The sequence below is a fragment of the Pseudomonas sp. GM17 genome, assembly GCF_000282175.2.
GTDB lineage: Bacteria > Pseudomonadota > Gammaproteobacteria > Pseudomonadales > Pseudomonadaceae > Aquipseudomonas > Aquipseudomonas chlororaphis.
Window position 1 is genome coordinate 3,660,039 of sequence record NZ_CP124732.1, and the last position, 15,309, is coordinate 3,675,347.

General features: G+C 64.6%; 10 protein-coding genes. All 10 read right to left on the reverse strand.

Annotated elements, in window-relative coordinates; genetic code table 11:
- Positions 1 to 277: 277 nt before the first annotated feature.
- On the reverse strand, positions 278 to 1,756 hold the full coding sequence (locus tag PMI20_RS16455) for an efflux transporter outer membrane subunit (protein WP_007927657.1): 1,479 nt from the start codon (positions 1,754 to 1,756) through the stop codon (positions 278 to 280).
- A complete protein-coding gene (locus PMI20_RS16460; RefSeq protein ID WP_007927659.1) occupies positions 1,753 to 4,860 on the reverse strand; it encodes an efflux RND transporter permease subunit in 3,108 nt (1,035 codons plus the stop codon). Before PMI20_RS16460 ends, PMI20_RS16455 begins: the two co-directional genes overlap by 4 nt.
- Complete coding sequence (locus PMI20_RS16465) at positions 4,857 to 7,961, reverse strand: MdtB/MuxB family multidrug efflux RND transporter permease subunit (RefSeq protein ID WP_007927661.1); 3,105 nt, start codon at positions 7,959 to 7,961, stop codon at positions 4,857 to 4,859. The genes PMI20_RS16460 and PMI20_RS16465 overlap by 4 nt, the downstream gene beginning before the upstream one ends.
- Positions 7,958 to 9,274: an MdtA/MuxA family multidrug efflux RND transporter periplasmic adaptor subunit gene (locus PMI20_RS16470; protein WP_007927662.1), complete on the reverse strand. Its 1,317-nt coding sequence runs from the start codon at positions 9,272 to 9,274 to the stop codon at positions 7,958 to 7,960. The genes PMI20_RS16465 and PMI20_RS16470 overlap by 4 nt, the downstream gene beginning before the upstream one ends.
- Before the next feature lie 175 nt (positions 9,275 to 9,449).
- A complete protein-coding gene (gene tpx / locus PMI20_RS16475) occupies positions 9,450 to 9,950 on the reverse strand; it encodes a thiol peroxidase (RefSeq protein ID WP_007927663.1) in 501 nt (166 codons plus the stop codon).
- A 187-nt stretch (positions 9,951 to 10,137) separates the two neighbouring features.
- On the reverse strand, positions 10,138 to 10,581 hold the full coding sequence (locus PMI20_RS16480; protein ID WP_007927664.1) for an SRPBCC family protein: 444 nt from the start codon (positions 10,579 to 10,581) through the stop codon (positions 10,138 to 10,140).
- A gap of 377 nt (positions 10,582 to 10,958) precedes the next feature.
- On the reverse strand, positions 10,959 to 11,630 hold the full coding sequence (locus tag PMI20_RS16485; protein ID WP_007927665.1) for a DUF3313 domain-containing protein: 672 nt from the start codon (positions 11,628 to 11,630) through the stop codon (positions 10,959 to 10,961).
- 189 nt (positions 11,631 to 11,819) lie between these two features.
- Entirely contained in the window at positions 11,820 to 12,785 is a 966-nt protein-coding gene (locus PMI20_RS16490; RefSeq protein WP_007927666.1) for a hypothetical protein, read from the reverse strand.
- A 236-nt stretch (positions 12,786 to 13,021) separates the two neighbouring features.
- Positions 13,022 to 13,516: a DUF934 domain-containing protein gene (locus PMI20_RS16495; RefSeq protein ID WP_007927667.1), complete on the reverse strand. Its 495-nt coding sequence runs from the start codon at positions 13,514 to 13,516 to the stop codon at positions 13,022 to 13,024.
- A 75-nt stretch (positions 13,517 to 13,591) separates the two neighbouring features.
- On the reverse strand, positions 13,592 to 15,265 hold the full coding sequence (nirA, locus tag PMI20_RS16500; protein WP_007927668.1) for a nitrite reductase NirA: 1,674 nt from the start codon (positions 15,263 to 15,265) through the stop codon (positions 13,592 to 13,594).
- Positions 15,266 to 15,309: the final 44 nt, after the last annotated feature.

Sequence of the window (15,309 nt, forward strand, 5' to 3'; positions counted from 1 at the left end):
GGACGAAAGTAGCCGGTTGATAAAACAAACCGGTTACAGCGACTCGACCGCTGGCAACGGTGACACAACGCCAGGGACGCCGCTATCGATGTAGCCGCTGGCGCAGCCTGCGATCGAGCGCGTAGCGCTCGCAAAGCGGACAAGGTGTGAGACCAGATGGAGCGCGGATTCAGGGTTTGCGGTCGCTGCGCGAACCGTTCGCAGCCTCGCGGGCTCGGCAGCGGCTACAGAGGTCAGGCAGCGACCGTAAACCCGGGCGGATCGCGGATTCAGCCTGTTACTCCTTGCTGGCCTGCAGCTGGCCGTCCCAGCCGCCGCCGAGGGCGGCGATCAGTTGCACGCTGGTGACCAGCCGGCTTTGCAGCAGGGTCAGCACGCTGCGTTCGTTGCTCAACGCCGTGGCCTGCACCACCACCACGTCCAGGTAGGCGATCACCCCGGCCTTGTACTGGTTCTCGGTCAGGCGCAACGACTCGCGCGCCGAATCCAGGGCCTGCTGGCGCACCGCGGCCTCGTCTTCCAGGACCTTGAGCTGCACCAGGTAGTTCTCCACCTCGCGAAAGCCGTCGAGCACGGTCTGGCGGTACTTGGCCACGGTCTGGTCGTAGGCCGCCTCGGTGCGGTCGACTTCCGCCGAACGCTGGCCGCCGTCGAACAGGGTCATGGCCAGTTTCGGCCCCACCGACCAGAAGCGGTTCGGCAGGCTGATCCAGTCGGCGTAGGTACTGCTGCTGTAGCCGCCCGCCAGGCTCAGGGTCAGGTCCGGGTAATAGGCAGCCTTGGCCACGCCGATATTGGCGTTGGCGGCGATCACCGAACGCTCGGCCGAGGCGATGTCCGGGCGCCGTTCCAGCAGCTGCGACGGCAGGCTCAGCGGCACCTGGGGCAAGGCCGGGATGTCCTGGGTCTCGGCCAGGCTGAACTCGGCCGGCGGCAGGCCGATCAGCACCGCTATGGCGTTTTCCAGCTGGGCGCGCTGCCAGATCAGGTCGATCAGGTCGGCCTGGGTGGTTTTCAGCTGGGTTTGCGCCTGGGCCACCGCGTCCTTGCCGGACACACCGGCGCGGTACTGGTTCTCGGTCATGGTCAGCGAGCGCTGGTAGGCCGCCACCGTGGCTTCGAGCAGGCGCTTCTGCTGGTCCATGACCCGCAGTTGCAGGTAGTTCTGCACCAACTCCGACTGCTGGCTCAGGCGCATCGCCGCGAGGTCGGCGAAGCTGGCCTCGGCGCTGGCTTCGTTGGCTTCCAGGCCGCGGCGCAGCTTGCCCCAGACATCCGCCTCCCAGCTCACCCCAAGCTGGGTGTTGTAAGTATCGCGAATGCCGCTGGAGGAGCTGCTCAGGGCCGAACTGCTGCTGCCGGTGCCCTGGCTGGCGCGGGTTTTGCCGGCACTCAGGTCCACCGTGGGGAACAGCGAGCCACGGGCGCTGCGCACCAGGGCCTGGGCCTGGCGGTACTGGGCCTCGGACTGCGCCACGCTCTGGTTGGCGCTGTTGAGCTTGTCGATCAGGCCGTTGAGCTGGCGGTCGCCGTACAGCTCCCACCAGGCGCCGCGGGCCAGGGAATCGCTGGGGCTGGCCTGGCGCCAGCCCGCCGCTTCCTTGTATTGCGCGGGCTCGGCGACTTGCGGGCGCTGATAGTCCGGGCCAATGGCGCAGGCGCTGAGCAGCGCCAGGCTCAAGCTCAGGCTCAACAGCCGCGAGCCGCGGGCCAGGGCCAGGCGCTGAGGAAGGTTGCGTGGCGAACAGTCAGTCATAGCGGCGTTTCCAGAGCGGCATCGGTACGGACCCCACGCCAGTGGTTGAACTTATGGCGCAGGCGATCGAGATAGAGGTAGACCACCGGGGTGGTGTAGAGGGTCAGGACCTGGCTGAAGACCAGGCCGCCGATAATGGTCAGGCCCAGGGGCTGGCGCATTTCCGCGCCTTCGGCGCTGCCGAGCAGCAACGGCAAGGCGCCGAGGATCGCCGCCAGGGTGGTCATCAGGATCGGCCGCAGGCGCAGCAGGCAGGCGCTGCGGATCGACTCCAGCGGGCCCAGGCCCTGGTGACGCTCCAGCTGCAACGCCAGGTCGATCATCAGGATGGCGTTTTTCTTCACCACGCCGATCAGCAGGAACAGCCCCAGCAGCGAGATCAGGCTGAACTCGCCGCCCAGCACGTAGATCGACAGCAAGGCGCCGACCCCGGCCGACGGCAGCGTGGAGAGAATGGTCAGCGGGTGAATGTAGCTTTCATAGAGCACGCCCAGCACCAGGTACACCGCCAGCAACGCGCCGAGGATCATGAACGGCTGGCTCTTCTGGGTCGCGGCGAAGGCATCGGCGGTGCCGGCCATCTTGACGATCACGTCTTCGGGCATGCCGACCTTGGCGATCGCCCGTTCGATGGCCGCCGTGCCCTGCTCCACCGTCACCCCTTCGGCCATGTCGAAGGAAATGCTTTCCGAGGCGAACTGGCCTTCGTGGCTGACCCGGTCGTCTTCCAGGCTGTTTTCGTAGTGGGCGATGGTCGACAGCGGCACCCGCGCGCCATCGGCGGTGATCACCTGCACCTGGTTGAGGGTGACCGGGTCCTGGGCGTATTTCGGGTTGACCTCCATCACCACCTGATACTGGTTGAGGCTGTCGTAGATGGTGGAAATCTGCCGCTGGCTGTAGGCGTTGTTGAGCACCGCGGTGACCATGTTCATGTCGATCCCCAGGCGCTTGGCCTGGTCGCGGTCGACCACCAGGGTCACCTGCTGGGCCCCCCGCCCTTCGCGGGCGTCGATCGCGGTCAGCTCCGGCAAGGCACGCAGCGCGGTGACCACTTTCGGGTACCACTCGCGCAACGCCCCCAGGTCGCCGCTCTGGATGATGTAGGAATACTGCGAGGTGGTCTGCTCGCGACCGCCGCCGAACTGCAGGTCCTGGTCGGCCATCAGCATCAGCTGGGCCCCGGGCACCTTGGGCATTTCCTTGCGCAGGCGCTCGATGACCTTCTGCGCGGACATGTTGCGTTCCTTGATCGGCTTGAGGCGCACCAGCATGAAGGCGTTGTTGGTGCCGTTATTGCCACCGATGAAACCGGCCACGCTCTCCACCGCCGGGTCCTTGAGCACTTCGCGGCGGAAGATCTCCATCTTCGGCTGCATCACGGTGAACGACAGGCCGTCGTCGCCACGCACGAAACCGATCAACTGGCCGGTGTCCTGCTGCGGCATGAAGGTCTTGGGCACCACCACGTACAGCGCGATGTTGACGCCGATGGTCACGAACAGGCTGAGCAGGGTCAGGCGCTTGTGGCGCAGCACCCAGTCCAGGCTGCTGGCGTATCTGGCCACCATCCAGTCGTTGGCGTGCTGGCTCCAGCGCTGCAGGCCGTTCTCCCGGCCCGGCACATGGGGCTTGAGCCAGCGGGCGCAGAGCATCGGGGTCAGGGTCAGGGACACCACCAGGGATACGACTATGGCCGCCGCCAGGGTGATGGAAAATTCGCGGAACAGGCTTTGAATGATCCCGCCCATGAACAGGATCGACAGGAACACCGCCACCAGCGAGACGTTCATCGACAACAGGGTGAAGCCGACTTCCTTGGCTCCCAGGTAGGCCGCCTTGATCGGCGCGATGCCTTCGTCGATGTGCCGGGAAATGTTCTCCAGCACCACGATGGCGTCGTCCACCACCAGCCCGGTGGCGAGAATCAGCGCCATCAGCGACAGGTTGTTCAGGGAAAAACCGTACAGGTACATCACCGCGAAGGTGCCCACCAGCGACACCGGCACCGCCAGGGTCGGGATCAGCGAGGCGCGCAGATTGCCGAGGAACAGGTAGACCACCAGGATCACCAGGGCCACGGCGATCAGCAGGGTCATCTCGGCCTCATGCAGGGTGGCCTTGATCACCGGCGAACGGTCCATCGCCAGGTTGAGCTTGACGCTGGCTGGCAGCACCGCCTGCAACGCCGGCAGTTGCGCCTTGATCTCGTTGACCGTCTCGATGATGTTGGCCCCGGCCTGGCGGTTGATCACCAGCAGCACCGCCGCGTCGTCGTTGAAGAAGCCGCTGTTGTAGCGGTCCTCGACGCCGTCGCTGACCTTGGCCACGTCTTTCAGGCGCAGGGCCGCGCCGTCCTTGTAGTGGATGATCAGCGGCTCGTAATCCTTGGCCTTCTCCAGCTGGTCGTTGGCCTGCACCTGCCACATCTGCTCGCTGTTCTCCACCGAGCCCTTGGGCCGGCGCACGTTGGCCTCGGCGATGGTCTTGCGCACATCGTCGAGGGCCACGCCGTACTGGTTGAGCAACTGCGGCTCGAGCTCGATGCGCACCGCCGGCAGCGAACTGCCGCCGATCTGCACCTCGCCCACCCCGGACACCTGGGACAGGCTCTGGGACAGGATGGTCGAGGCCAGGTCGTAGAGCTGGCCCTTCTCCAGCACATCGGAGGTCAGCGACAGCACCATGATCGGCGCCTGGGACGGGTTGACCTTCTTGTAGGTGGGCATGCTGCGCATGCCGCTGGGCAGCAGGTTGCGCGAGGCGTTGATCGCCGCCTGCACTTCCCGCGCCGCGCCGTTGATGTCGCGGTCCAGGTCGAATTGCAGGATGACCCGGGTCGAACCCTGGCTGGAGCGGCTGCTCATGGTGTTGACCCCGGCGATTGCGCCGAAGGAACGCTCCAGGGGCGTGGCCACGGTGGACGCCATCACCTCGGGGCTGGCCCCCGGCAGGCTGGCCTGGACCACGATCACCGGGAAGTCCATCTGCGGCAGCGGCGATACCGGCAGCAGGCCGAAGCTGACACCGCCCAGGAGCATGATCGCCAGGCTCAGCAACATGGTGGCCACCGGCCGGCGGATAAAGGGTCCGGACAGGTTCATGGCTGCTCTACCGGCTCCGCGGGCTCAGGCGCCGAACGCCAGCGCCGACCCAGGCGGTCGAAGTACAGGTAGATCACCGGTGTGGTGAACAGGGTCAGGATCTGGCTCAGCAACAGGCCACCGACCATCACCAGGCCCAGGGGCTGGCGCAGTTCGGCACCGGAACCGGTGGCCAGCATCAGCGGCACGGCGCCGAACAGCGCGGCCAGGGTGGTCATCAGGATCGGCCGGAAACGCAGGAGCGCCGCCTGGTAGATCGCCTGCTCCGGGGCCATGCCCTGGTTGCGTTCGGCGTCGAGGGCGAAGTCGATCATCATGATCGCGTTCTTCTTGACGATGCCGATCAGCAGGATGATGCCGATGATCGCGATCATGCCCAGGTCGTTGCCGCTGAGGATCAGCGCCAGCAAGGCGCCCACCGCCGCCGACGGCAGCGTGGAGAGAATGGTGATCGGGTGGATGTAGCTCTCGTAGAGCACCCCGAGCACGATGTACATGGTCACCACCGCCGCCAGGATCAGCAGCAAGGTGCTCGACAGCGAGGCCTGGAACGCCTGGGCCGCGCCCTGGAACTGGGTCTGCACGCCCACCGGCATGCCGATGTCCTGCTGCACCTGTTCGATGACGTTCACCGCCTCGCCCAGGGCCACGCCGGGCGCCAGGTTGAACGACATCATCACCGCCGGGAACTGGCCGATATGGGCGATGGCCAGTTGCGCCTGGCGCTCCTCGACCCGGGCCAGGCTCGACAGCCGCACCTGGCCGCCGTCGGTGGTTTTCACATGGATCTGTTCCAGCGCCTGCGGGCCGATGGTTTCCCCGGCCTGGGCCTGCAACACCACGCGGTACTGGCTGGCCTGGGTGTAGATGGTGGAAATCTGCCGCTGGCCGAAGGCGTCGTACAGCGCGTCGGTGATGTTCGACACCGAGACGCCGATGCGCGAAGCGGCGTCGCGGTCGATCACCAGGTACACCTGCAAACCCTTGTCCTGCAGGTCGCTGGCGACGTCGGTCAGCTCCGGCCTGTGGGTCAGGGCATCCACCAGGCGCCCGCTCCACAGGGCCAGCAGATCGGCATCCGGCGACGACAGGCTGAACTGGTACTGGGTGCGGCTGACCCGGTCCTCGATGGTCAGGTCCTGCACCGGCTGCATGAACAGGCGGATGCCCACCAACTGGTCGACCTGGGGCTGGATGCGCGCGATCACCTCGGCGGCGCTGAGGTCGCGTTCGCGGTGCGGCTTGAGGTTGATCAGCAGCCGGCCGCTGTTGAGGGTGGCGTTGTCGCCGTCGACCCCGATATAGGACGACAGGCTTTGCACCGCCGGGTCGGCCAGGATGATTTTCGCCAGGTCCTGCTGACGCTGGCTCATGGCGGCGAAGGACACCGACTGCGGCGCTTCGGAAATGCCCTGGATCACCCCGGTGTCCTGCACCGGGAAGAAGCCCTTGGGCACCACCATATACAGGAACACGGTCAGTGCCAGGGTGCCGACGGCCACCAGCAGGGTCAGCGGCTGGTGCTTGAGCACCCACTGCAAGCGGCGCCCGTAGCTGGCGATCAGCCAGTCGATCCAGGCTCCGCTGGCCCGGTAGAACCGGCCCTGCTCTTGCTCCTTGGGTTCACGCTTGAGCAGGCGCGCGCACATCATCGGCGTCAGGGTCAGGGACACCACCAGGGAAATCAGGATCGCCACCGCCAGGGTGATGGCGAATTCGCGGAACAGCCGCCCGACCACGTCGGCCATGAACAGCAGCGGGATCAATACGGCGATCAGCGACAGGGTCAGCGACACCAGGGTGAAGCCGATCTGCTTGGCGCCCTTGAGCGCGGCCTGCATCGGGCTGTCGCCCTCCTCGATGAAGCGCGAGATGTTCTCCAGCATCACGATGGCGTCGTCGACCACGAAGCCGGTGGCGATGGTCAGGGCCATCAGGGTCAGGTTGTTGACCGAGAAGCCCGCCAGGTACATCACGCCGAAGGTGCCGATCAGCGACAGCGGCACGGCGATCGACGGGATCACCGTGGCGCTGGCCCGGCGCAGGAACAGGAAGGTCACCATCACCACCAGGGCGATGGCGATCAGCAATTCGTGCTGCACATCGGTGACCGAGGCGCGGATGGTCTGGGTGCGGTCGGTGAGCACGGTGACGTCAAGGCCCGCCGGCAGGTTGTCGGTGATGCTCGGCAGCAGCGCCTTGATCCGGTCCACCACCTCGATCACGTTGGCCCCGGGCTGGCGCTGGATATTCAGCAGCACCGCCTGGTTCTCATTGGCCCAGGCCGCCAGGCGTTCGTTCTCGGCGCCGCCGGCGATCTGCGCGACGTCTTTCAGGCGCAGCGGCGCGCCATTCTTGTAGGCCAGGATCAGCTCGGCGTAATCCTTGGGCGAGGTCAGCTGGTCGTTGGCGTCGAGCATCGACACCCGGGTCGGGCCGTCGAAGTTGCCCTTGGGCTGGTTGACGTTGGAGGCGCCGATCAGGGTGCGCACGTCCGACAGGTTGAGGCCGTTGGCCGCCAGGGCCTCGGGGTTGACCTTGATCCGCACCGCCTGGCGCTGGCCGCCGGCGATGCTGACCATGCCGACGCCGCTGATCTGCGCGATCTTCTGCGCCATGCGGGTATCGACCAGGTCGTTGAGCTTGGGCAGCAGCATGGTCTTGGAGGTGATGGCCAGGGTCAGCACCGGGGTGTCCGCCGGGTTGACCTTGTTGTACACCGGCGGCGCCGGCAGATCCGTGGGCAGCAGGTTGGTCGCGGCGTTGATCGCCGCCTGCACCTGCTGCTCGGCGACATCCATATTGATGTCGAGGTTGAAGCGCAGGGTCAGCACCGAGGCGCCACCGGAGCTGGTGGAGGCCATCTGGGTCAGGCCGGGCATCTGCCCGAACTGGCGCTCAAGGGGCGCGGTGACCGCGCTGGTCATCACGTCGGGGCTGGCGCCGGGGTACAGGGTCATCACCCGGATGGTCGGGTAATCGACCTGGGGCAACGCCGAGACCGGCAACAGGCGATAGGCGATCAGGCCGGCCAGGACAATGGCCAGCATGCTCAGGGTGGTGGCTACCGGACGGAGGATGAACAGCCGCGAGATATTCATGCGCCGACCTTGCCCGCCGGCGTCTCGGTGGCCGGCGTGGTCGCCGAACTGGCCGGCTTGCCCTGCAGGTGCTGGGTCGGAGTGGCCGGCACTTCTTCGGTGGTGTTGACCACTTCCACTTCACTGCCGTCCTTGAGGCGGTCGGTGCCTTCCAGCACCACGCGGTCGCCGGCTTCCAGGCCGGCCTTGATCACGGTGGAATCGCCGTTGCTGTCGCCGACCTGCAGCTGGCGGATCTTGACCTTGTTGGCGCCGTCCAGGGCATAGACGAAGGTGCCGTTGGTGCCGAACTGGATCGCCGCCGACGGCGCCAGCACCACGTTTTTCAGAGTGTCGGCAAGCACGCGCACGTTGACGAACTGGTTGGGGAACAGCGCCTGGTCGCGGTTCTCGTAGCGCGCCTTGAACTTCAGGGTGCCGGTGGTGGTGTCGATCTGGTTGTCGAGGCTTTGCAGCACACCGCTGGCCTGCAGCGCCTGGTCACCGCGGTCCCAGGCTTCCACCGGCAGCCTGGCGCCGCTGCGATAACGCTCCAGCACCCTGCTCAGGTTGTTCTCCGGCAGGGTGAAGGCCACGCTGATCGGCTGGGTCTGGGTGATGATCGCCAGCGCGGTGGTGTCGTTGGCCGCCACCAGGTTGCCGACGTCCAGCTGGCGCAGGCCGACGCGGCCGGTGATCGGCGCGCGGATCTTGGTGAATTCGAGGTTGAGCTTGGCGTCGTTGACCGCCGCCTGGTTGGTCTTGACCGTACCCTGGTACTGGCCGACCAGCGCCGCGGCGGTGTCCAGGGTCTGCTTGGCGATACTGTCCTGGGCATACAGGCCGCGATAACGCTCGTAGTCGACCTGGGCGTTCTTCAGTTGCGCCTGGTTCTGCAACAGCGTGCCTTCGGCCTGGAGCAAGGCGTTCTGGTAAGGCCGCGGGTCGATTTCCGCCAGCAGGTCGCCGGCCTTGACCATCTGCCCTTCCTCGAAGGCCACCTTGACCAGCTCACCGGCCACCCGACTGCGCACATTGATGGTGTTCAGCGCGGTGACGGTGCCCAGCGCCTTGTAATACAGCGCGAAGTCCCCGCGCGTGGCCGGCGCCACCCGCACCGGGATCGGCCCGCTCGCGCCGCCAAACCCCGGCCGCATAGACCCGCTGCGACCGGTGTGTCCGGCCGCGGCCTTTTGCCCGGTGGCATCCTTTGGGGTGGTCGAGGCCGGCCAGAACTTCCAGCACAGGCCGACGATGGCCAACAGGACAAGCAGGCCGAGCAGCCAGCGACGGGAGTTGCGGGAAACGGAGGATTGCATGGAGTGATCAACCATTGGGCGCGAGGGGATCTTTTTCAGAAGGCTGAAAGATAAGCACTGGCCGGTGTTTAGCAAAGCGCCTTTACCGGCAATTTACCTTGGGCTTACGTTTGCAAGTGTCTGCTAAGCCACTGAAGCACAAATAAAAACGGCCTGGACAGGGCCAGGCCGTGAATAATTGTAAAACCTGTTACTTCAGAACGGCCAAGGCCGCGTCGTAGTTCGGTTCTTCAGCGATTTCCTTGACCAGCTCGCTGTGCAGCACGGTGTCGTTCTCGTCCAGTACCACCACCGCGCGGGCAGTCAGGCCGGCCAGTGGGCCGTCGGCAATGGCCACGCCGTAGTTCTCGATGAACTCGCGGCCACGCAGGGTCGACAGGTTCTGCACGTTTTCCAGGCCTTCGGCGCCGCAGAAACGGGCCTGGGCGAACGGCAGGTCAGCCGAGATGCACAGCACCACGGTGTTGTTCAGGCCGCTGGCCTGGGCGTTGAACTTGCGCACGGAGGTGGCGCAGGTCGGGGTGTCGACGCTCGGGAAGATGTTCAGCACTTTGCGCTTGCCGGCAAAGCTGCTCAGGGTGATGTCGGCCAGACCGGCGCCTACCAGGGAGAACGCTGGCGCCTTGGCGCCGGCTTGTGGCAGTTGGCCGTTGACTTGAACCGGGTTGCCTTTAAGGGTGACTTGAGCCATGAACGGAGTCCTTTTAAACGATTGTCATTGAACAGCTGTAAAGAAAATCGAGAGGCCGGAAGTTAAACATGAAATGGCCCGGCCACCTATGCCCGGGATACAAATTGTAGAACAAGCCCCGAGAGCGGAGCGCAACTCTGGAGGCCGTTGAAACACCGGCGGAACGCGAAAACACTGTAGGCCTGCTTCAACCCAGCAAGCGCAACATAGTGCGATGCCGGGCCGCGAAAATGCGCGCCATGTAGGCATTGACCACCAGCCATTCCACAGGTGCGCCGCCCAGCGCCCGATAAGTCACCCGGTCGGTATACAGGGTACCCCCGTCGCAGGCCTCGACCCGGTGTTCATGACGGAAGGCACGCAGCGGCCCCTTGAGCATCTCGTCGACGAAATGGCGATCGCTGACTTCACGTATAACCACCGTCCATGTCACCGGTATGACACTCCACATCCAGTGGCGAAAGCTGAACTGGCGCCCGACGCTGATCCGCAGGTCATTGATATCCACGCCCCGCAAGGGGGTGATGCGTTCGGGAAAGATCTTCGGGAAGTTGGCGCCTTCAAGACAGAAATCCAGCACCCGGGCCGGGCTGCGACCGGCAATGAAAGTCGTGCGTTCGAGCACAGGCATGCTGGAAAATCCTCTTGAAAGCCTCAACAAAATCTAATTAAAAACATCATAAATATTCTATAAGTACATGTTTTTATTGAACTTATTTAACTTAACAGATCACTTTAACTTAACCACTATAAAAGCATGGAAATAATCACAATTCACATGAACAAGAAGGCACAGCCTGAAACTCCGCTGCCACTCGATCCTGGCGCACACCGCCCTGCCGCGGATGTGAAAACCTGTCACGGACGATGCCGTCAGCAGGCCTGGCGCCCTCGCCTCGCCAGCGAAACCTGTGTTCTTGATTGACTGCCGGAACTGCTCAGTGAAGGGGTCAGTATTCGCCCTGACCCCGACGCAGTGGGCAAAAAGCTCGGGGAGAAACCCCGGCCCTACTGTTTTTTCAGTTTCTGGAAGGATTGATGCAGGTCGGAGGCCCAGCCGTCGATGACGTTTTTCACGTCCGCAGGCTGCATGACCTGGGTGTCGTTCTGCAGCGGCTTGCCACTGCCCTTGCGCACCACCTGGGCGATCACCTTATTGTTGCCGCCGTCGATGAACTGCGCCTCGGTACCCAGGGTGGTCTCCTGGTCGCGGATGCCGCTGGCCGTGCTCACCGCCGCCGCCACCAGGGCGATGGGAATGATTTCGTAAGGCTTCAGGCCTTCGGTCTTGCTGCTCACGGCCGTGATCGCCGCGCGCACCACAATCACCCCCGGCCCCGGCGCGGTGGCTAGCGGCAAGTCCTTGCCGATCTCGCGCTTGAGCGCCTCGTCGTAATAGCGGTTGATGCCGTACAAGGTGTTCTGCGGGATCTTCACCGTCGGCTGCGGCTTGGGGTAGAACTGGGTGGGCTCGATATAGACGCTGCGGTACTGCTTCAGGTCCAGCTTGGGATCGACCCAGCGCATCACCTCGACGCCGGACGGCGACTTGGCTTCCTTGAGCTGGCTGTAGTCGCCGAGAAAACCGGAGTACTCGTCGGGTTGGGTGACGTTGCTGGAACAGCCCACCAACCCTAGGGAGGCCAGGCACAGCGTGCTCATCATTGATGCGAGCTTCATAGGGTAACTCCTGTCAGAAATCCGGAAGCGCTGCTGGTTTTAGGAAGTGTAGGTATAGCCAATAGCGGGCATATCAGCACAGCAAAAGCGGATTAATCGCCAAAGCAGGCCAGAGAATTCTTGTTGAATCGAACAGACGGGTGCGGCGTCAAAGCCGCACCTCGCCCCAGCCCGTTACCAGCCTGTCCGTTACCAAGTCGTTCCGCGCCTTGCCGCCGCCTCGCGCAAGGCGTTGATGCGCATGGCCTTGAGCAGGGAAAAGGTCCCGGCCAGGATGATCACGGCGCCAAATACGAAGTCGATGCCGTACAACTGGTAGTCCTGCAACGGCCCGACCAGGAATACCCGCACCGCCGCCACGCCCAGCAAGGTAGCAAGAAAGTCGATGGTCGGCTCGTCGCGGTACAGCACCATCAACAGCGGCAGGCACAGCACCAGCAACAACAGCAGCACGATGATCTTGAACGAGCCTTTGCGCTCGATGCTGAAGGCGCACTCGCTGGCGCCGTAGGCGGGATAGTCGCCGGGCTGGACCAGGCTGTTCTGCTCGGCGATGTAGTCCGCCGGGTTGTACAGGCGGGTCGGGGTAAAGGTATTGGACAGGTTCAGCTGCGTGGTGATGCGCTTGAACGGCAGGTCGACCTGCTCGTTGCCCTTGAGGATGTACAGCACCGGCTTGTAGCCGTAACGGTAGACCTCGAAGGGAAACCGGCTGGACTCGCCGTTGACCCGGATCGGCCGGCTCTCCAGGTCGGCGTAGGCATTCTTGTGCGGCGAACTGAAGTTGCGGTTCAAGGGCTTGACCTTGACCTCTTCAAAGAACAACGGCGGCATGCTGTAGGTGGACTGCAAGGGTTCCAGGCGCAGTTTCAGCGGGTAGCGGCCCAGCTCGTAGCGGTTGTAGGTGCGCTCCGAAACGTTGACCTCCCCCGAGACCTTGAACTCGCCCTGGGTGCTGTTGGTGACCCTGAGCAGCAGGTAGTCGCGCTTGAAGGAATGCGCCGAATCCGCGGCAGGGCCGCACCAGCCGTAGCTGTCGAGAGGGTCGCCGAGGCGCCCGCTGCGGGCATCCTGGTACACATAGAAATAGCCGACCCACAGGGTCAGGAGCAGCAACAACGAAAACAACCCGAGTATCTTTTTAGCAACGCTCACAGCCGCGACTCTCTTCCATGGATGGCCCATGCCAGGCACGCCGGCGACTGATCGCCGGACGCCAATCCCTGGCTCCTTCATAAGAGGTGCGACTCTACCAAAGCGCCATCATCGACCCAAGGACAAATGCCCCTGGCGACCAGACAATGGCCGTTGCCTGCCCTGTTCCCGGGCGACTGTGAGCATCGATCGAAGCGCCAGCCCGGGCAGGCGCTGCTCTTCAGCGGCGGCGGATCTCAGCGGCGCCGGAACAGCGGCCGCGGCTCGATCGCCGAGCGCCCGTAGAGCACGCTCATGCCCGCCAGCCCCTTGAGGGCGTCGTCGGCGCATTTGTCTTCGCGGATGGCAAAGCTGTCAAAACCGCATTGGCGCATATGGCTGAGCTGGTCGCGCAGCACATCGCCCACCGCCCGCAATTCGCCCATCCAGCCCAGCCGGGTGCGCAGCAAGTAGGCCTGGCTGTAGGCACGGCCGTCACGGAAGCTGGGAAAGTCCAGGGCGATCAACGGGATCAGCTTGAGCCAGGGTCGCAGGCTTTCCACCTCGTCGTCCGGACCGAGCCAGACCCCGTCCCGCGCCGGCTCGTGCTCGATGCGGCGGATCAGCCAGCGGGCCAGCGGCAGAATCAACGGACCCTGGGGCAGCGGGCCGTCCACCTCGCGCACCAGGCTCCAGGGATCGTCCTCGACCCGCCCGGCCTGGCCATCTTGCAGACGCAGCAGATTATTCATGGTTTTAGTCTCTCGCTCATGGCTGTAATTCCTCGCTCACGGCTGTGCTTTCTATTGCACGCTCGCGCTGCTGGCTCATGGCTGCATCTCCAGCACTTTCGGATAGACCCGCTCCTTGAACGGCTCCAGGCCGATGCGTTGCACGGTATCGACGAACAGCTCTTCGCTCTCCCGGTAACGCACGAAGGTGGCGATGATGCGTTCGATCACCCCCGGCACTTGCTCGGCGCTGAACGACGGGCCGATGACCTTGCCCAGCGCGCTGTGCTTGCCCTGGGCGCCGCCGAGGGTGATCTGGTACCACTCGCTGCCGTTCTTATCGACGCCGAGGATGCCGATATTGCCGATGTGGTGATGGCCGCAAGCGTTCATGCAGCCGGAGATGTTCAGGCTGATGTCGCCCAGGTCGTGCAGGTAGTCGAGGTTGTCGAAACGCGCCTGGATCGCCTGGGCGATGGGGATCGACTTGGCGTTGGCCAGGGCGCAGAAGTCGCCGCCGGGACAGGCGATGATGTCGGTCAGCAGGCCGACGTTGGCGCAGCCCAGGCCCTGTTCGCCGGCCAGCCGCCACAGTTCATGCAACGCGGTCTTGGGCACGTCCGGCAGGACGATGTTCTGTTCGTGGGCGATACGGATCTCGCCAAAGCCGAAGGCCTCGGACCACTCGGCCACCGCCTCCATCTGCGCCGCCGTCACGTCTCCGGGCGGCGAGGCGCTGCCGGGCTTGGTCGACAGCACCACGCTGGCGTAGCCCGGCACCTTGTGCGGCTTGACGTTATGCGCCACCCAGCGCTCGAAAGCCGGCTCCTCGGCCAGGCGGCTGCCGTAGTCGAGATCGGTGGCCGGCTGGCGCTCGTAGAGCGGCGGCACAAAGGCACTGGCGACCCGCTGGTATTCGGCCTCGGTCAGTTGCGCCGGGCCGTCCTTGAGGTGCTGCCACTCCTCCTCCACCTCTTTGGCGAAGGCCTCGATACCCAGGGCCTTGACCAGGATCTTGATCCGCGCCTTGTACTTGTTGTCGCGCCGGCCGTGGCGGTTATACACCCGCAACACCGCCTCGACGTAAGACAGCAGGTGCTGCCACGGCAGGCCGTCGCGGATCTGCTGGCTGAGGATCGGCGTGCGCCCCAGGCCGCCGCCGACCATCACCCGCAGCAGCATCTGCCCGCGCCAGTCGCGGTACAGGTACAGGCCGATGTCATGCATCATGATTGCCGCCCGGTCCTGGCGGGCCGAGCAGATGGCGATCTTGAACTTGCGCGGCAGGAACAGGAATTCCGGGTTGATGGTCGACCACTGGCGCAGGATCTCCGCCAGGGGCCGCGGGTCCATCAGCTCGTCGGCGGCCACCCCGGCGAAGGCTTCGGTGGTGATGTTACGCACGCAGTTGCCGGAGGTCTGGATCGCATGCATCTCGACATTGGCCAGGCGTTCGAGGATGTCCGGCACCTGGGCCAGCTCGATCCAGTTGAACTGCATGTTCTGCCGGGTGGTGAAGTGGCCGTAGCCGCGGTCGTAGTCGCGGGCGATGCTGGCCAGGGTACGCATCTGCCGCGCACTGAGGGTGCCGTAGGGAATGGCCACCCGCAGCATGTAGGCGTGCTTCTGCATGTACAGGCCGTTCTGCAGGCGCAGCGGCAGGAACTCCTCTTCGCTCAGCTCGCCGGCCATGAAGCGTTCGACCTGATCGCGAAACTGCGCCACCCGTTCAAAGACCAGGGCCCGGTCGTACTCGTCATAGTGATACATGTCACGGCCTCATCAGTGCTGACCCCGATCCCGCCCTTGAAGCC

Bases quoted from the DNA above. Each gene is read 5' to 3' on its own strand.
- PMI20_RS16455 (WP_007927657.1), bottom strand. From the start codon at position 1,756: ATGACTGACTGTTCGCCACGCAACCTTCCTCAGCGCCTGGCCCTGGCC.
- PMI20_RS16460 (WP_007927659.1), bottom strand. From the start codon at position 4,860: ATGAACCTGTCCGGACCCTTTATCCGCCGGCCGGTGGCCACCATGTTG.
- PMI20_RS16465 (WP_007927661.1), bottom strand. From the start codon at position 7,961: ATGAATATCTCGCGGCTGTTCATCCTCCGTCCGGTAGCCACCACCCTG.
- PMI20_RS16470 (WP_007927662.1), bottom strand. From the start codon at position 9,274: ATGGTTGATCACTCCATGCAATCCTCCGTTTCCCGCAACTCCCGTCGC.
- tpx (WP_007927663.1), bottom strand. From the start codon at position 9,950: ATGGCTCAAGTCACCCTTAAAGGCAACCCGGTTCAAGTCAACGGCCAA.
- PMI20_RS16480 (WP_007927664.1), bottom strand. From the start codon at position 10,581: ATGCCTGTGCTCGAACGCACGACTTTCATTGCCGGTCGCAGCCCGGCC.
- PMI20_RS16485 (WP_007927665.1), bottom strand. From the start codon at position 11,630: ATGAAGCTCGCATCAATGATGAGCACGCTGTGCCTGGCCTCCCTAGGG.
- PMI20_RS16495 (WP_007927667.1), bottom strand. From the start codon at position 13,516: ATGAATAATCTGCTGCGTCTGCAAGATGGCCAGGCCGGGCGGGTCGAG.
- nirA (WP_007927668.1), bottom strand. From the start codon at position 15,265: ATGTATCACTATGACGAGTACGACCGGGCCCTGGTCTTTGAACGGGTG.